16 protein-coding genes and 1 tRNA gene are annotated in these 16,935 nt (G+C 70.9%); 12 read left to right on the top strand and 5 right to left on the bottom strand.

The annotated features are described in order from the left end of the window. Nucleotides 1–10: 10 nt before the first annotated feature. A complete protein-coding gene (locus tag AQI95_RS12245) occupies nucleotides 11–1,021 on the bottom strand; it encodes an SMI1/KNR4 family protein (protein ID WP_067121303.1) in 1,011 nt (336 codons plus the stop codon). Nucleotides 1,022–1,284: 263 nt separating this feature from the next. Between AQI95_RS12245 and AQI95_RS12240 the strand changes: the two genes are divergently transcribed. Together AQI95_RS12240 and AQI95_RS12235 are read left to right on the top strand one after the other, a co-directional pair. Beyond that, entirely contained in the window at nucleotides 1,285–1,800 is a 516-nt protein-coding gene (locus AQI95_RS12240) for a YwqJ-related putative deaminase (protein WP_067121301.1), read from the top strand. A gap of 52 nt (nucleotides 1,801–1,852) precedes the next feature. Further along, entirely contained in the window at nucleotides 1,853–2,386 is a 534-nt protein-coding gene (locus AQI95_RS12235; protein ID WP_079071216.1) for an SUKH-3 domain-containing protein, read from the top strand. 221 nt (nucleotides 2,387–2,607) lie between these two features. Here the strand turns inward: AQI95_RS12235 and AQI95_RS12230 are convergent, their stop codons facing one another. Then, the gene (locus tag AQI95_RS12230; protein ID WP_067121299.1) at nucleotides 2,608–3,909 is read right to left on the bottom strand and encodes a sensor histidine kinase; all 1,302 of its coding nucleotides are present in this window, start codon (nucleotides 3,907–3,909) and stop codon (nucleotides 2,608–2,610) included. A 371-nt stretch (nucleotides 3,910–4,280) separates the two neighbouring features. On the opposite strand from AQI95_RS12230, the gene AQI95_RS12225 reads away from it, so the two are divergent. The 6 genes from AQI95_RS12225 to AQI95_RS12200 all read left to right on the top strand — a co-directional run bounded on the left by AQI95_RS12225 (nucleotide 4,281) and on the right by AQI95_RS12200 (nucleotide 9,133). Beyond that, a tRNA-Gln gene (locus tag AQI95_RS12225) sits at nucleotides 4,281–4,351 on the top strand. A 133-nt stretch (nucleotides 4,352–4,484) separates the two neighbouring features. Continuing rightward, complete coding sequence (gene glmU, locus AQI95_RS12220; RefSeq protein ID WP_079071215.1) at nucleotides 4,485–5,933, top strand: bifunctional UDP-N-acetylglucosamine diphosphorylase/glucosamine-1-phosphate N-acetyltransferase GlmU; 1,449 nt, start codon at nucleotides 4,485–4,487, stop codon at nucleotides 5,931–5,933. Between the two features lie 161 nt (nucleotides 5,934–6,094). Further along, entirely contained in the window at nucleotides 6,095–7,075 is a 981-nt protein-coding gene (locus tag AQI95_RS12215) for a ribose-phosphate diphosphokinase (RefSeq protein ID WP_067121296.1), read from the top strand. 200 nt (nucleotides 7,076–7,275) lie between these two features. Then, on the top strand, nucleotides 7,276–7,869 hold the full coding sequence (locus AQI95_RS12210; RefSeq protein WP_067121294.1) for a 50S ribosomal protein L25/general stress protein Ctc: 594 nt from the start codon (nucleotides 7,276–7,278) through the stop codon (nucleotides 7,867–7,869). A 74-nt stretch (nucleotides 7,870–7,943) separates the two neighbouring features. Next, complete coding sequence (pth, locus tag AQI95_RS12205) at nucleotides 7,944–8,549, top strand: aminoacyl-tRNA hydrolase (RefSeq protein WP_067121292.1); 606 nt, start codon at nucleotides 7,944–7,946, stop codon at nucleotides 8,547–8,549. 74 nt (nucleotides 8,550–8,623) lie between these two features. Then, complete coding sequence (locus tag AQI95_RS12200) at nucleotides 8,624–9,133, top strand: hypothetical protein (protein ID WP_208614146.1); 510 nt, start codon at nucleotides 8,624–8,626, stop codon at nucleotides 9,131–9,133. Nucleotides 9,134–9,213: 80 nt separating this feature from the next. Here AQI95_RS12200 and ppc read toward each other — a convergent pair whose 3' ends face one another. After that, nucleotides 9,214–11,958, bottom strand: coding sequence for a phosphoenolpyruvate carboxylase (gene ppc / locus AQI95_RS12195; RefSeq protein WP_067121290.1), 2,745 nt, complete (start codon nucleotides 11,956–11,958; stop codon nucleotides 9,214–9,216). Nucleotides 11,959–12,262: 304 nt separating this feature from the next. Here ppc and AQI95_RS12190 point away from each other — a divergent pair, with 304 nt between their 5' ends. From AQI95_RS12190 to AQI95_RS12180, 3 genes are read left to right on the top strand one after another with little or no spacing between them, the layout of a single operon-like run. Further along, complete coding sequence (locus AQI95_RS12190) at nucleotides 12,263–13,270, top strand: acyl-CoA desaturase (protein ID WP_067121288.1); 1,008 nt, start codon at nucleotides 12,263–12,265, stop codon at nucleotides 13,268–13,270. Beyond that, complete coding sequence (locus tag AQI95_RS12185; RefSeq protein ID WP_067121286.1) at nucleotides 13,267–13,944, top strand: TetR/AcrR family transcriptional regulator; 678 nt, start codon at nucleotides 13,267–13,269, stop codon at nucleotides 13,942–13,944. The genes AQI95_RS12190 and AQI95_RS12185 overlap by 4 nt, the downstream gene beginning before the upstream one ends. A 47-nt stretch (nucleotides 13,945–13,991) precedes the next feature. Next, complete coding sequence (locus tag AQI95_RS12180; RefSeq protein ID WP_159056512.1) at nucleotides 13,992–14,468, top strand: hypothetical protein; 477 nt, start codon at nucleotides 13,992–13,994, stop codon at nucleotides 14,466–14,468. Between the two features lie 45 nt (nucleotides 14,469–14,513). Here AQI95_RS12180 and AQI95_RS12175 read toward each other — a convergent pair whose 3' ends face one another. Continuing rightward, a complete protein-coding gene (locus tag AQI95_RS12175; protein WP_067121282.1) occupies nucleotides 14,514–15,326 on the bottom strand; it encodes a trans-aconitate 2-methyltransferase in 813 nt (270 codons plus the stop codon). An 89-nt stretch (nucleotides 15,327–15,415) separates the two neighbouring features. Between AQI95_RS12175 and tamR the strand changes: the two genes are divergently transcribed. Then, nucleotides 15,416–15,913: a MarR family transcriptional regulator TamR gene (gene tamR / locus AQI95_RS12170; protein WP_067121280.1), complete on the top strand. Its 498-nt coding sequence runs from the start codon at nucleotides 15,416–15,418 to the stop codon at nucleotides 15,911–15,913. Here the strand turns inward: tamR and AQI95_RS12165 are convergent. Further along, the gene (locus AQI95_RS12165; RefSeq protein WP_067121278.1) at nucleotides 15,872–16,639 is read right to left on the bottom strand and encodes a LuxR C-terminal-related transcriptional regulator; all 768 of its coding nucleotides are present in this window, start codon (nucleotides 16,637–16,639) and stop codon (nucleotides 15,872–15,874) included. The two genes, tamR and AQI95_RS12165, sit on opposite strands and share 42 nt — an antisense overlap. Between the last annotated feature and the right edge of the window lie 296 nt (nucleotides 16,640–16,935).

Below are 16,935 nucleotides of genomic sequence, written 5' to 3'. Positions count from 1 at the left end.
CGCCTGAAGCTCACTCCCCCACCGGGCCGGACGACGCCGAGCCGGACGACACCGGAACGACATGGGCGAAACCGCCGTCGACCATCAGACTCGCCACCGTCTCCAACTCGGGCGGATTTCCCGCCAGCCGCGACAGAAAGGCGTCGAAGTCGTCGCCGCACGGCAGCAGCAGACGCTCCACCCGCTCCGCCGGCGCCCACGACGGATCGACGTCCCGCACGTCGTCGTACGCACAGAACCAGACCGAACCGGGCCGCTCGCCCTTCACCTTCACGGCGAGCAGTCCGCCCTGCACGAACGCGACCCCGAGGTAGTCCTTCGTCAGGTGGTCACGCAGACACTTGTTGACGTACACGAGGTCGTTCACCGCAGCCTCGTCGCGCACGGTGAAGAACGGCTGGTCCACCAGCAGGCCCAACTCGGCGTCCAGCGCCGCGCCCACCGGAGCGCAACCGCCCGCCGCCTTCAGGAACGAGCGGTACGCGCCGGGAAGCCGGTAGCCGAGATCCTCCTCGACCCCCTGCACCTGCGCCTCCGTCACCGCCACACCCGACTTGGGCAGCCCGAAGTGCGCCGGCCGCGTCTCCTGCAACGGCCGCGTCCCACGCTTGCCGTGGTCCACCGGCGCCGTCGCCACCCCGCCGTGATGCCGCAGCAACGCCTTCACGTCGACCGGGATCAGCTCCAGCCGGCGCGTGCCCGCCACGTGATGCCACGTCCAGCCGTGCGGCGTCGCCACATCCGGCACCGTGTCCCACAGCTCGTGCCGCTCCGCGGCCAGCGCCGCGTTCGCCGACACATAGTCCGTCAGCCGCAACTCGTCGACGCCGAACCCGTCCGGCGGCTCGGCGATCTCCACCGCCACGCGCGCGTACGGAGCGAAATCCGGGTAACCACGCTCGTCGACCCGTACCCCTCTCGGGTGACGTGCCGCCCGGACCGGATCCGGGAAATGCACGACCTGCCCGGCGTAGGCCGCGTTCGGCGGCGCGGCTTGTTGCCCGAGCCGACCTGTCGTCATGGCGGTAGCCCCCTGCGGCGTTCTCTCTGGCCTCAATCGGCGGTGTCGATCGCGGATGGCGACAGCCTATGCGGTACACGAACCCCGGTCACCGGCCCGTCGCATTGCCGCGGAAAGCGCCCTTCCGCTTCCGTCACCAGCCGTCACCCCACCGTGACGACCTGCCCCGACCCGGGCGTGTCGCGCCGCCCCAGCTTCCGCACCGGCCACGGCATTTGGCACCCTGTGTCCTTCGGGGGGATGCCCGGGGAGGGGAAACGATCATGAATACCTTGCGAACCGGAGGTACGGACGTGCGGGCCGGGGACCCTCGCATCGGCTGGAGCGGCACCGACACGCCCCCCGCCCCCACCCTGCGCCACCGCCGCGACGGCATCCTGCCCACCGTCGCCGCCGCCCTCTCCGTCCGCGGCGCCACCCTCACCGGCACCGCCGCCCGCGGCGACCGGCCCCCGCCCCTGCACGCCCTCGTCCAGGACTTCCTCGACACCCTCACCAGCGGCGAGCGCGACCGCTTCACCGGCCGCTGCGCCGAAACCATCCTCATCTCCCGGCACCTCACCACCGCCGACGCCGCCCGCAGCAAACGCGCCGCCCGCAAGCCCATGACCAACGGCGAAGCCCGCAAAGCCCTCAAGCACGCCAAACTCACCGCCCGCCGCATACGCGAGGACGGCGACCCGCTCCACGGCAACTTCGCCAGCCCCTGCCGCGCCTGCACCGCCCTCAGCGCCCACTTCGGCGTACGCATCGTCGACCCCACGGCAACCGACGGCTGACCACCACCGTCCACCCCAGTACGACCCCGCCGGCACGACGAACGAAGGGCAGATGCACCCCGACAACGCCGCCACCCCCAAGCTCACCGCCCGCCACGAGCACGGGGCCGCCCCAGCCCGCTTCCCCGTACTCGTCGACGCCGCCCTGCGCGCCGCCGGCTGGCAACCCGGGCGCTGGGACATAAAGCAGGCCGAGATCTGGGCCGACGCCCTGCGCGAACACACCTCACCCGCCGGGCACCGGCACACCGTCTTCCCCGCCGCCGTCGAGGCCTGGGCCGAGTTCGGCGGCCTCCGCGTCACCCCCAGCGGACCCGGCCGCCAGATCGCCCCCGCCGCCCTCCACCTCGACCCCCTGCACGGCCTGCACCACGCCCGCACCCTCGGCGACCTCGGCCGCGCCCTCGGCACCGAGATCTGCCCCCTCGGCGAGGAGACCGACACCGCGGCCGTCCTCGCCATCGACAGCGAAGGCCGCGTCTACACCCTCGACCACACCGGCGACTGGTACGTCGGCCCCGACATCGACCACGCCCTCGCCGCGCTCGTCACCGGCATCGAACCCGTGCGCCTCACCGCCGGCTGAGCCCCCGTCCACGCAGCGCGCCCAAGGCCCTTCTTGCGGACCGGTCCGGCCTCGGGCGACAGGGCTCCCCGGCCGAGCAGACCCCGCGCCCCCGGCAAGACCCGAAAGCGAGGCCCTGGTTTCCAGGTCGGCAGCTTCCGGGTCGCCGGAGATTCCAGGTCGCCGGGATCTCCAGGTCACCGGAGTTCCTGGTCGCCGGAGTCTCTAGGTCGCTGGAGTCTCTAGGTCGCCGGAATCACCGCCGACACCCGGAAGCCCCCCGCGTCCGTCGGCCCCGACACGAACACACCGCCCAGGGCCACGACCCGTTCCCGCATGCCCACCAGGCCGTTCCCGCCCGACGGCAGCCCCGCCGCCGACGCCGACCCCGGCTCCGGCGGCGGCTCGTTCTCCACCTGCATCGCGATCTCCGACATCCGGTGCGCCAGCCGCACATGCGTCTTCGCGCCCGCCGCGTGCTTGTGGACGTTCGTCAGCGCCTCCTGCACCACCCGGAACGCCGTCTGCTCGATCTGAGCCGCGTACGACCGCGACTCCCCCTCCACGGCCAGATCGACGACCATCCCCGCCGCCGCCGACTGCCCGATCAACTCGTCCAGTTCCGACAGGCACGGCCCGTCCTCCGCCACCGCCCGGGAGGCAGCGGCCGCGGCCGCCTCCCGCACCGCGGCCAACGGCACCTCGGCGGCCCGCCGGACCAGTTCCTCCCCTGCCCGCAGCACCCCGAGCATCTCCCGCAGCTCGGTCAGCGCCTGCCGCCCCATGTCCCCCACCAGTGCGGCGTTGCGCACCGCCTTCTCCGGATCCTTACGGGCCACCGCCTGCAACGCGGCCGCGTGCACCACCATCAGACTCACCCGGTGCGCGACGACGTCGTGCATCTCCCGCGCGATCCGCGTCCGCTCCTCGTTGCGCGCCCACTCGGCCCGCTCCTCCGCCCGCTCCGCGAGCAGCTGCAGCTCCCGCTCCAGCGAATCCGCCCGCTCCCGCAAGCTCTCCATCAGCCGCCGCCGCGCGCCCACGTACAGCCCCAGCAGCACCGGCGGAGCCGTCAGCCCCAGCGCCGTCGTCACGGCGGCGAACGGCACGAACCAGTCACCGAGCGTCAGAGCGCCGCGGGCCATGTCCTGCCGTACCCGCACGAACGTCACGATCGCCGTCCCCACCAGCGACATCCCCGCCAGCGCCCCGATGATCCGGCGCGGCAGCTCACACGACGCGAGGGTGTACAGGCCGACGACGCCCAGCAGGAACCCCATCTGCGCGGGCGTGATCGCGATGGCCACGAGCACGACGGCGATCGGCCACTTCCGCCGCACCAGCAGCACCGAACCGGCGAGCAGACCGAAAACGATCCCCACCGACACCGGGATCCCCGCGTCCCGAGCGAACGGAATCCCCTCCGCGGCGCACTCCACGGCGGACACCAGCGCGAGACTCCCGTCGAGCACCGCACTGCGCCACCTCGCCCACCACCACGGGCCGGTCAGGCCCCTGGCGTGGTCTTCCCCCGTCGTGGTCATGCACCCAGCCTACGGGCCACCGCCAGGGCTTTTCCGGTGACTTTCGCCTACCTCCACACACCACACCCGGTAACCGAACGACCCCGATACCCACAGGGATCCCTCGAACTGGCGAACCCTTTCCCCCTGCGACCAGAACCGGCCACTTCTGCCGGAAGGGCGAGCCCCGCGACCGCCGCGAGACCGCCGCGAGACCGCGGAACGCGATCGCCCGCGCCCCGCGAGAACACCGGCGGCCACCACCGGGGCGCCCTCGTGATCAAAGTCCCGAAGGGTGCCGACTCGCACCGTCGCACCGAAGGGTCTTGGTACGGCATAGTGGAGGCCGCACGCGAAGCCGATCAGCCGATTCGGACATAGCGCGCAAGCCATCCCGGATCGTCTAAGGGCAGGACAAACGGTTTTGGTCCGTTGAATGAGGGTTCGAATCCTTCTCCGGGAGCCCCGCACACACGACCCAGATTCGGGCCCTGACCGGTGACAGCACCGTCAGGGCCCGCTCTCATGTCCGCCCGAAGTCCCCCCGGTATCCTGCGGCTGTCATCCCCACCCACCCACAGCCGAAGGGCAACCCCGTGAGCGCCATCCGCCCGGCCGCCGTCGTCGTTCTCGCAGCGGGTGAGGGCACCCGTATGAAGTCGGCCACACCGAAGGTCCTGCACGAGATCTGCGGCCGTTCCCTCGTCGGCCATGTACTGGCCGCCGCCCGCGAGTTGGACCCGCAGAACCTGGTCGTGGTCGTGGGCCACGCCCGCGAGCAGGTCGGCGCCCACCTCACCGGGATCGACCCGGACACGAGGACCGCCGTCCAGGCGGAGCAGCTCGGCACCGGGCACGCCGTGCGGATGGGCCTGGAGCAGCTGGGCGGGGCCGTGGACGGGACCGTCGTGGTGGTGTGCGGGGACACCCCGCTGCTCACCGGGGACACGCTCACGCGGCTCGCCGGCACGCACCACACCGACGGCAACGCCGTGACCGTGCTGACCGCCGAGGTGCCGGACGCGACCGGTTACGGCCGGATCGTGCGGGACGGGGCGTCGGGCGCCGTCACCGCGATCGTGGAGCACAAGGACGCCACCGACACCCAGCGGGCGATCCGGGAGATCAACAGCGGGGTGTTCGCGTTCGACGGGCAGTTGCTGGCGGACGCGCTGAAGAAGGTGCGGACGGACAACAGCCAGGGGGAGGAGTACCTGACCGATGTGCTGGGGATCCTCCGTGCGGCCGGTCACCGGGTCGGCGCCTGTGTGGCTGCCGATCACCGGGAGATCGCCGGGATCAACAACCGGGTCCAGCTGGCCGAGGCGCGCCGGATCCTGAACGACCGGTTGCTGACGGCCGCGATGCTGGACGGGGTGACGGTCGTCGATCCGGCCTCCACGTGGGTGGACGCGACCGTGACCTTCGAGCGGGACGCCGTCGTCCTGCCCAACACGCTGCTCACCGGGTCGACGCACCTCGCCGAGGGGGCCGAGGTGGGGCCGAACAGCCGACTGAAGGACACGCAGGTGGGTCCGGGGGCGCGGGTGGACAACACGGTGTCCGACGGGGCCGTGGTCGGCCCGCAGGCGTCCGTGGGGCCGTACGCGTATCTGCGGCCCGGCACGCGCCTCGGCGCGAAGGGCAAGATCGGGACGTACGTGGAGACGAAGAACGCCGCGATCGGCGAGGGCACCAAGGTGCCGCATCTGTCGTACGTCGGGGACGCGACGATCGGCGAGTACACGAACATCGGTGCCGCGAGTGTGTTCGTGAACTACGACGGGCAGGACAAGCACCACACCACGGTCGGGTCGCATTGCCGGACCGGTTCGGACAACATGTTTGTGGCGCCTGTCACGGTCGGGGACGGCGCCTACACCGCTGCCGGGTCTGTGATCACGAAGGATGTGCCGCCCGGTTCACTGGCCGTGGCCCGTGGTCAGCAGCGGAATATCGAGGGTTGGGTGGCGCGGAAGCGTCCGGGGAGTGCGGCTGCGAAGGCGGCCGAGGCGGCGTCCCGGCACGGCGAGAGCGAGGACTGACCGGAAACGGGTGCGCCAAACACGGCGTACCGTGATAAGTGCACATCCGCACGTGTGCACCCTGCATCCTGCACCCTTACCAGCTGATTCGGCCTCTCGCGCCCAGCCGAGAGGTCGCCGAGCAGCCGGTTGGCTGAGACAACCTCTGAGGAGACAGTGCTGTGACCGGGATCAAGACGACCGGCGAGAAGAAGTTGATGTTCTTCTCCGGCCGCGCCCACCCCGAGCTTGCCGAGGAGGTCGCCCAGCAGCTGGGTGTCGGGGTCGTCCCGACGAAGGCCTTCGACTTCGCGAACGGTGAGATCTACGTCCGCTACCAGGAGTCGGCTCGTGGTGCGGACTGCTTCGTGATCCAGAGCCACACGGCTCCGATCAACCAGTGGATCATGGAGCAGCTGATCATGATCGACGCGCTGAAGCGCGCGTCGGCCCGTTCCATCACGGTGATCGTGCCGTTCTACGGTTACGCGCGGCAGGACAAGAAGCACCGGGGTCGTGAACCGATCTCGGCGCGTCTGGTCGCCGATCTGATGAAGACGGCGGGTGCGGACCGGATCCTGACGGTGGATCTGCACACGGACCAGATCCAGGGCTTCTTCGACGGTCCGGTGGACCACCTGTTCGCGCTGCCGCTGCTGGCGGACTACGTGGGTGACAAGGTGGACCGCGAGAAGCTGACGGTCGTGTCGCCGGACGCGGGCCGGGTGCGGGTGGCGGACCGGTGGTGCGACCGACTCGGTGCGCCGCTGGCGATCGTGCACAAGCGGCGCGACAAGGACGTGGCCAACCAGGTGACGGTCCACGAGGTCGTCGGCGAGGTCAAGGGCCGGGTGTGTGTGCTGGTCGACGACATGATCGACACCGGTGGCACCATCTGCGCCGCCGCCGACGCGCTGTTCGCGCACGGTGCGGAGGACGTCATCGTGACGGCGACGCACGGTGTGCTGTCGGGCCCGGCCGCGGACCGGCTGAAGAACTCGCGGGTGAGCGAGTTCGTGTTCACGAACACGCTGCCGACGCCGGGCGAGCTGGGCCGGGACCTGGACAAGATCACGGTGCTGTCGATCGCTCCGATGATCGCGAGCGCGGTGCGTGAGGTGTTCGAAGACGGGTCTGTGACCAGCCTCTTCGACGAGCAGTGAGGTTTCTGCGCCCTCGTTCCGTGAGATAGCGGAAAGATCCTTTTGGGTACGGCCTCCCCCTCCGAGTAAACTGATGAAGTTGCTCGGCGAGGGAGGCCGTACACGTGTGTACGGCTGTCCGTTATCGACGCGCTCTTCGTAGCAGGCCGTTCGTGGCCGGGTGACCACGTCCGTTCCTAGTTCTACGAGGAGTGATCCATATGTCCGAGGTGAAGCTCGCCGCCGAGACCCGTACCGAGTTCGGCAAGGGTGCCGCCCGTCGCATCCGCCGTGACAGCAAGGTTCCGGTTGTTCTCTACGGCCACGGCACCGAGCCGGTGCACCTGACCCTGCCGGGTCACGAGCTGCTGCTGGCGCTGCGTACGCCGAACGTCCTGATCTCCCTGGACATCGACGGCAAGACCAACGAGCTGGCGATCCCGAAGGCCGTGCAGCGTGACCCGCTGAAGGGCTACCTGGAGCACGTCGACCTGCTGCTGGTCAAGCGTGGCGAGAAGGTCACGGTCGAGATTCCGGTGCACGCCGAGGGCGAGCTGGCCGCGGGTGGCAACCTGCTGGAGCACGTCCTGAACGCGCTGCCGGTCGAGGCCGAGGCCACGCACATCCCCGAGGCCCTGACGGTCTCCGTCGAGGGCCTGGAGGCCGGTGCCTCCGTCCTCGCCAAGGACGTCAAGCTGCCCTCCGGTGTGACCCTGGCCGTCGAGGAGGACGCGGTCGTGCTGCAGGTCCTGCAGGCGCAGGCCGAGGAGACCGAGGGCGAGGCCGCCGCGGGCGAGGAGGCGGCGGAGGCCTGATCCTCCCCGTCGTCATCGACTGTTCAGCCGCTGCCTCCCCGCGGGAGGCGGCGGCTGGCGCGTATCAAGGAGACATGGACGTGACCACTCCCGTCAGCAGCGACCCCTGGCTGATCGTCGGGCTCGGCAATCCCGGGCCGGAGTACGCCATGAACCGGCACAACGTCGGCTTCATGGTGGCGGACCTGCTCGCGGAGCGGATCGGGGGGAAGTTCAAGCGGGCGGGCAAGGCGCAGGCGCAGGTGCTGGAGGGGCGGATCGGCCCGGCGGGTCCGGCGAACCGGCGGGTGATCCTGGCGAAGCCGATGTCGTACATGAATCTGTCCGGCGGTCCGGTGAACGCGCTGAAGGACTTCTACAAGGTGCCGGTGGCGAACATCGTGGCCGTGCACGACGAGCTGGACATCGACTACGGGGTGCTGCGGCTGAAGCTGGGCGGCGGCGACAACGGGCACAACGGTCTGAAGTCGATGACGAAGGCGATGGGTTCGGACTACCACCGGCTGCGGTTCGGGATCGGCCGGCCGCCGGGTCGTATGCAGGTCGCCGACTTCGTGCTGAAGGACTTCGCGTCGGCGGAACGCAAGGAGCTGGACTACTTCGTGGACCGTGCGACGGACGCGGTGGAGTGTCTGGTGATCGAGGGTCTGGAACGGGCGCAGAGCGCGTACAACTCCTGACACGCGCGCGTACAACTCCTGACATGTGCTTCTACGGCGGACACGGGAGTTGACCCGCCCTGCGGGCATGGCCAATGATCCCGGCCATGCCTGCCACCGCCACCACCTCTGCTCGTCGGACCTCCGTGACCGCTCTGCGGTTCGGGCGGGTCGCGACGATGGGCACGGTCGCCGCGCTGATCCTGTTCGCCGGTGTGTGGGGGTCCTGGGGGACCGCGCAGCACGTGATGCTGGCGAAGGGACGTGAGGCCGGCACGGTGCGGGTGACGCGGTGTGCCGGGGACACCTGCACGGGGCCGTTCACACCGACGTCGCAGGGGGCGCGGGCACGTACGCGCGTGGAGCTGGCCGATTCGGTCGCGGTGCGCAAGGGGCAGACGTACGACGTCGTCCTGAAGCCGGGTACGACGGACGCGGTGCGCTCCGGTCCGGCGGGGATCCTGTACGCCTGGGTGCCGCTCGGCGGTGCGCTGCTGCTGGCCTCGGTGGTGGTGGCGGGCGGGATGCGGCTGACGCGAGCGGCGTGGCTGCTGGGGCTGTCCGGGGCGGTGCTGCTGACGTCGGCGTTCCTGGCCGTGCAGTAGCGGCGGGCCGGGAGAAGCGGAAAGAGGGTGCCCCCGGGGGCGTACGACCCCGGGGGCACCCTCTTGTCCGTCCGCCGGGGTCAGCCGGTGTTGCGCAGGCCCGCCGCCACGCCGTTGACGGTGAGGAGCAGGGCGCGGGAGAGCAGCGGATCGGGGCTCGCGGCCGCCGCGGCGGCGTCGCGCTGGCGCTTGAGCAGGGCGACCTGGAGGTAGGAGATCGGGTCCAGGTAGGCGTCGCGGATGGCGAAGGTCTGCTTCAGCACGGGCTCGGCGTCCAGCAGTTCCTGCTCACCGGTGATGCGCAGCACCTCGCGGACGGTCAGCTCGTGTTCGGCCTTGATGGTGTCGAAGACGTGCCTCAGCTCGTCGGGGACGAGGGTGTCGACGTAGTGCTGGGCGATGCGCAGATCGGTCTTCGCGAGGGTCATCTCGACGTTGGAGATGAAGTTCTGGAAGAAGTGCCACTGCTGGTGCATCTCGTCGAGGACGGTGTCGCCCTCGTGCCGCAGGCCCGCTTCGCGCAGGGCCTTCAGACCGGAGCCGACGCCGAACCAGCCGGGGACGATCTGCCGGGACTGGGTCCAGCCGAACACCCAGGGGATGGCGCGCAGGCCGTCGAGGCCGGCGCCGCTGTCGGGCCGCCGCGAGGGGCGCGAGCCGAGGTGCAGGTCGGCGAGCTGGTCCACGGGTGTGGAGGCGAAGAAGTACGCCGGGAGGTCGGGGTCCTCGACCAGGTGGCGGTAGGCGGCGTGGGCGGCGTCGGAGACGACGTCCATGGCCGCGTCCCAGCGGGCGAGGGCCTCGTCGGACTGGCGGGGCGCGGTGTGCAGGGCGGAGGCCTGCAGAGTGGCCGCGACCGTCAGTTCCAGGTTCTCCCTGGCCAGGGACGGGATGAGGTACTTGTCGGAGATGACCTCGCCCTGCTCGGTGACCTTGATCTCGCCCTCCAGGGTGCCCCAGGGCTGGGCGAGGATGGCGTCGTGGGAGGGGCCGCCGCCGCGGCCGACGGTGCCGCCGCGGCCGTGGAAGAGGCGCAGCCGGACGCCGTACCGGTGCGCCACGTCGCGCAGCCGGCGCTGGGCGCGGTGGATCTCCCACTGGCTGGTGGTGATGCCGCCGAACTTGGAGGAGTCGGAGTAGCCGAGCATGACCTCCTGGACGTCGCCGCGCAGCGCGACCAGGCGCCGGTAGGACGGGTCGGAGAGCATGTCCTCCAGGATGGTGTCGGCGGCCTTGAGCTCGTCGGTGGTCTCCAGGAGGGGGACGATGCCGATCTTGGCCCAGCCGGCGTGCAGGTCGACGAGGCCGGCCTCGCGGGCGAGGACGGCGGCGGCGAAGACGTCGTCGGCGCCCTGGCACATGGAGATGATGTAGGACTCGACGACCTCGGGGCCGAAGACCTCCAGGGCCTTCTTGACGGTCTCGAAGACGCCGAGGGTCTTGGCGCCGGCCGCGTCGACCGGGGCGGGGGTGGGCGCGAGCGGACGGCGGGACCTCAGCTCCTTGGCGAGGAGCTTGGCGCGGTAGTCGCGGGGCATGTCGGCGTAGCGCCAGGACTCCTCGCCGAGGCGGTCGAAGAGCTGGCCGAGGGCGTGGTGATGCGCGTCGGCGTGTTCGCGGACGTCCATGGTGGCGAGCTGGAGACCGAAGGCGGCCAGGGTGCGGATGGTGCGGTTGAGGCGGCCGTCGGCGAAGAGCGCGCCCCGGTGTTCGCGCAGGGAGGCCTGGACGAGCCGCAGGTCGGCCAGCAGCTCGGCGGTGCCGAGGTAGTCGCGGCCCTGCTCGTGCGGGGTGCCCTTGGCGAGGCGCTGCTTGGTGTTGACCAGCTTCTGCCGGATGCAGGTGGCCTTGAGCCGGTAGGGCTCCTCGGCGTTGAGGCGCTTGTAGCGGGGGCTGATCTCGGGGAGCAGCTCCAGGTCCGTGTGCAGGGACTGCAGCAGTTCCTCGGTCGCGCCGGCGTAGCGGATGGAGTTGGAGAGCAGGCCGCGCAGCTGGTCGATCATCTCCAGGGCGTCGTTGATGCCGTGCTCGTGCTGGAGGATCAGGACGTCCCAGGTGACCTGCGGGGTCACGTTGGGGTTGCCGTCGCGGTCGCCGCCGATCCAGGTGCCGAAGGTCAGCGGGCGGGTGTCGTCGGGGAGCTTGACGCCGACCCGCTCCAGCTCGGCGGTGAGGTCTTCGAGGACGTCGCCGACGGCGTCGGCGTGCAGCTCGTCGAGGTAGTAGATGGCGTTGCGGGCCTCGTCGGCGGGCTCGGGGCGCACGACGCGCAGTTCGTCCGTCTGCCACACGAGGTCGATGTTCTCGGCGAGGCGGACGTCGTGGCGGCGGCGGTCGGAGTCGAGGACGGGCAGCTCCAGGAGCGCGGCGATGCGCCGGAGCTTGTTCAGGACCGAGCGGCGCGCGGCCTCGGTGGGATGTGCCGTGAACACCGGCCGGACGTTCAGGTTGTGGACGGTCTGCTTCAGGTGCTCGGGGTCGGCGTCCTTGAGCCGGTCGGCGGTGCGGGCGAGCAGGCCGCCCTCGGCGGCGCGCCGGGCGCGCAGTTCACGGCCGCGGTGCACCTGCTCGGTGACGTTGGCGAGGTGGAAGTACGTGGAGAAGGCGCGCACCAGCTTGGCGGCGGTCTCCAGTTCGGTGCCGCGCAGCAGCTCGGCGGCGGCTTCGCCGTCCTCGCGGGTGAGGCGGCGGACCTTCTCGACGAGGTCCAGCAGCTCGGGCCCCTCCTGCCGTACGAGGGTCTCGCCCAGGAGATCACCCAGCCGGCGGATGTCGGCGCGCAGTTCGCTGCTGGTCGTGGTGGTCTGGTCGTCGGCACTGCTCACAGGTGCGGCTCCTTGCAGTGTTGAAGCTCGGTCTGGGAGGGAACCCGGCCGGCTGCCTGGCGGCGGGCGCCGCATACGGGCCGGAGCGTCCGGGAAGGAAACGTCAGCGGACCGCGCTGTCCGACCGAGACCAAGGATAGGTGGCCATGTGGACGCGCAGGGTCTGGGGCTCTTGCCGCCGCACGCCACGCTGCCATACTTACGACGCCGTAGGTTACGGAACCGTAGGGAAGCCCCTCCCGAGTCCCGCCCGGTCCCGGCGGCCCGGCATCTGCCTCGACCCTCGACCCCACAGGGGACGCGCATGACCTCAAGTTCCGATGTGATCGAAGAAGCCCCCATGGCCAACGGCACGCCCTACCCCTCCGCCACGCTGGGTGGCGAGCAGAAGGGTTCGATCGAGCAGATCACGCTGCTCCTGTTCATCGTCGTGCCGTTCCTGGCTCTCGTGGCGGCGGTGCCGCTGGCCTGGGGCTGGGGGGTGAGCTGGCTCGATCTGGGCCTGCTGGTCTTCTTCTACTTCCTGGGATGCCACGGCATCACGATCGGTTTCCACCGGTACTTCACCCACGGTTCGTTCAAGGCCAAGCGGCCCCTGAGGATCGCGCTGGCGATCATGGGCTCCCTGGCGGTCGAGGGCCCCCTCGTGCGCTGGGTGGCCGATCACCGCAGGCACCACAAGTTCTCCGACGCGCAGGGCGACCCGCACTCTCCGTGGCGGTTCGGGGAGACCGTCCCGGCGCTGATGAAGGGCCTGTGGTGGGCGCACATCGGCTGGATGTTCGACGAGGAGCAGACCCCGCAGGACAAGTACGCCCCGGACCTGGTCAAGGACCCGGCCATCCGGGCGATCTCCCGGCAGTTCGTCTACTGGACCGTCGTCTCGCTGCTCCTGCCGCCGCTGATCGGGGGTCTGGTGACGATGTCCTGGTGGGGCGCGTTCACCGCGCTCTTCTGGGGTTCACTCGTACGAGTGGCACTGCTGCATCATGTGACGTGGTCGATCAACTCGATCTGTCACGCGGTGGGCAAGCGGCCGTTCAAGTCGCGGGACCGCTCGGGCAACGTGTGGTGGCTGGCCGTGCTGTCGTGCGGCGAGTCGTGGCACAACCTGCACCACGCCGACCCGACTTCGGCGCGGCACGGGGTGATGCGCGGCCAGATCGACTCCTCGGCCCGCTTCATCCGTGTCTTCGAGCTGCTCGGCTGGGCGTACGACGTGCGCTGGCCGTCACGCTCCCGTATCGATTCACGCCGTACCACCGGTGACGACGGCTCCCGGAGCCGGAAGGCAGGCGCCGAGGCGGCATGATTGACGCCGTGGCGACCGACTCCAGCAGCACCTCCAGCAACGACAAGCAGCGGCGGACCCGCCGGACCCGTATGACCGGCGCCGAGCGCCGCCAGCAGCTGCTGGAGATCGGTCGCACCCTCTTCGCGGCGAAGGGTTTCGAGGGCACCTCGGTGGAGGAGATCGCGGCCAAGGCCGGGGTGTCCAAGCCGGTGGTGTACGAGCACTTCGGCGGCAAGGAGGGCCTGTACGCGGTGGTGGTCGACCGCGAGATGCGGCGGCTGCTGGACATGGTGACCGGCTCGCTGACCGCCGGCCATCCGCGCGAGCTGTGCGAGCAGGCGGCCTTCGCGCTGCTCGACTACATCGAGGAGTACACGGACGGCTTCCGCATCCTGGTCCGTGACTCGCCCATCCCCCAGTCCACGGGCTCCTTCGCCTCGCTGATCTCGGACATCGCCACCCAGGTGGAGGACATCCTGGGCCGCGAGTTCAAGTCCCGGGGCTTCGACCCGAAGCTCGCGCCGCTGTACGCGCAGGCGCTGGTCGGCATGGTGGCCCTGACGGGGCAGTGGTGGCTGGACGTGCGCCGGCCGAAGAAGGCGGAGGTCGCGGCCCATCTGGTGAACCTGGCCTGGCACGGCCTGGACGGGCTGGAGCAGAAGCCGCGGCTGATAGGCCATCGCAAGGCCTAGGCGCAGGCGCAGGCACGGGCGGCGAGGGCGGCGGCTACGATCGCGCGGTGGCTTGGCGACGCAGGATCCGCACGAGGCGGCAGCAGGCATGGGGCACGGTCGTGTGCGGCACACTCGCCGCCGGCCTCCTCGCTCTCGGTGTCCACCTGGGCCTGTCAGCCGTGGGCCGCCTGGCCCTGACCGGGCATCCGCTCAGCATGCGGGTCACGGTGTGCGACACGAACGGTCCGGCGACGAACTCGCGCTACGGCCCGACGGACCCCGGCCTGTGGTGCAAGGGCTACGCCGACGGGCACCCGATCAGAGCGACCGGTTTCACCTCCTCCCCCTTCCCGGGCGCACCCGTGGAGGTGGCGAGAGAGCCATGGGGCTCCTGGGTGCCGGTGGACCAGGGCGCATGGAACAAGGCGGGCCGCGCGCTCTCCCCGCTGATCCCACTCGCGTTCGCGGGCGTGTTCGCCTGGTGGACGCTGATCAACTGCCGGGACTGGAGGAACTCCCGCCGGTCGCCGACGGGGTCCTGAGAGTAGCGGGGCGGACGGCCGAGGAGATGGTCGCGGCCGGCGTCCTCAGGTCTCCTTCACCACCACGGCGAACAGCCGGCGGAAGGCCATGACCGTGCCGTACGGCGCGCCGGGGTAGGCCTCGCGCAGCAGGTCCCGGTACTCGGCGAGGAACGCGTCGCGCGCCTCGGGGTCGTCGGCGAGTGCGGTCAGGGCGGGCCTGAGGCCGGTGCCCTTCACCCAGTCCAGGACCGGGTCCGCGCCCGGCAGGACATGGAGGTACGTGGTCTGCCAGACGTCGGTCGCGCAGCCGAGGCGGGCGAGCCGGTCCAGATAGGCGCCGGGGGTGAAGACGGAGTCGGTGCGGCGCAGGACGTCGACGAGGCGGGACTTCCAGCGCGGGGTGCCGGCGAGTTCGCGCATCAGGGCGTGCAGCGGGGCGTCGATGTTGTCGGGCACCTGGAAGGCGAGGGTGCCGCCGGGCGCGAGGCCGTCGATCCAGTCGGCGAAACGGTCGGCGTGCCCGGGTACCCACTGGAGGGTGGCGTTGGAGACGATCAGGTCGCAGGGTTCCCCGGGCCTCCAGCTGCGGACGTCGGCGTGGGCGAAGTCGAGCCGGCCGCCCCCGCCCGTGGGGCCCTCGTGCGCGGTGTGGGCGGCGTCGAGCATCTCGGGCGAGTTGTCGTAACCGGTGACGTGGGCCGTGGGCCAGCGCCGGGTGAGCTGGACGGTGGCGTTGCCCGGACCGCAGCCGAGGTCGGCGATCCGGGGCGCACGCGCGGGCAGGTCCGGGACGCGGGCGAGCAGGTCGGTGAAGGGGCGGGCCCGGTGGTCGGCGTGCCGCAGGTACTGACCGGGGTCCCAGGTGGGGTTCGTCATGCCTCCCACTGTCCCCGCCAACTTATCTCGACGTCAAGAGATTCGATATCAAGAGACTTCATGTCGACACAACCACTACACTGATCTCCATGGAGGACGAGGTCGATCGGCTGGTCGCAGCGTGGCGCCGGGAACGTCCGGACCTCGACGTGGAGCCGCTGGAAGTGCTCAGCCGGGTGAGCCGACTGGCCCGGCACCTGGACCGCGCACGTCGGCTCGCGTTTTCCGAGCACCAGCTCGAGCCCTGGGAGTTCGACGTCCTGACCGCGCTCCGGCGCGCGGGCTCGCCGTATCAGCTCTCCCCCGGCCAGCTGCTGACCCAGACCCTGGTCACTTCGGGCACGATGACCAACCGCATCGACCGGCTGGCCAAGAAGGGCCTGGTGGAGCGGCTGCCCGACCCGAGCGACCGGCGAGGGGTGCTGGTCCGGCTCACCGACGCCGGCCGGGACCGCGCGGACCAGGCGCTGGCCGGTCTGCTGAAGCAGGAGCGGGCGATCCTCGGCGAGCTGTCCCGCACCCAGCGCGCGGAACTGGCCGGGCTGCTACGCCAGTTGACCGCCCCGTTCGACAACGTCCCCGGCTAGGTCGGCCGGTCCGACCCCCGCACGGCGGGCGAGCGCCACGGCGGCCAGCGTCGAATGGACGCCCAGCTTGCCGAGGACGTTCTGCATATGGGTGCGCACGGTGTGCGGGGAGAGGAACAGCCGCTCGGCGACGGCCTTGCGCCCCAGCCCCGCGACCATGCAGCGCAGAACCTCCCGCTCCCGGGGCGTGAGGGACTCCACCAGCCGCTCGCTCTCGGTGCGGTGCCGGCGAGCCGCCGTCAGCTCTCTGAGCACGCCGGTGAGCAGGGCGGGCGGCAGATGCGTCTCATCGCGCAGCACCCCCCGGATCACCGTCAGCAGCCGGGACAGCGAGCAGTCCTTGGCGACCCACCCGGAGGCACCGGCCTGCAGCGCGAGCGCCGCCCGCCGGGGATCGTCCTTCTCGGCGAGGACGACGATCCGCACCGCGGGCTGGGCGGCACGCACGCCCGCGACCAGCGAGATCCCGTCGACCAGGCCCTCCTCGTCGCCGTCCTGCACCGGCACGGCCGGGCGGGTGCCGGGCACATGGCCGCCGAGGTCGGCATCGACCAGGAGGACGTCGACGCGGCGGCCCTCACCGGCCGCCCGCTCCAGACAGCGCAGCGCGGCGGGGCCGCTGCCGGCGGCGAAGACGTCGACGTCCGGCTCGGCGGCCAGTGCGGCGGCCAGCGACTCGGCGAAGATGCGATGGTCGTCCACGACCAGGACTCGGATACGAACCACGAAACCCCCTTCCCCAGGCTCCGCTCGGAGCAGGGGACAACCACGATCCGGAAGGGCCCGGCCATCAGCCGGTCCGGAAAGACCGGACAGGCCCGGAGAACGACGACCGGCACGGGTACGGCGCCCTTGGCCGAGGACGCATGCCGCACGGCCGCCGCCGTCGCGGAAACTGCTACCCCCACCGCGAGTGCCGTACCCGCCTGTCTCGCCCCCTGATCAGCACCGGCCCCCACCGGTGCTGTTCCACAGAGTACGGATGACAGCACGCAGCGGAAGCGGATTTACAGAACTGGCCG

The sequence above is a fragment of the Streptomyces yokosukanensis genome, assembly GCF_001514035.1.
In the GTDB taxonomy this organism is placed as follows: domain Bacteria; phylum Actinomycetota; class Actinomycetes; order Streptomycetales; family Streptomycetaceae; genus Streptomyces; species Streptomyces yokosukanensis.
The sequence above is the reverse complement of the archived record's forward strand: the minus strand, read 5'-3'. Positions and strand labels throughout refer to the sequence as shown.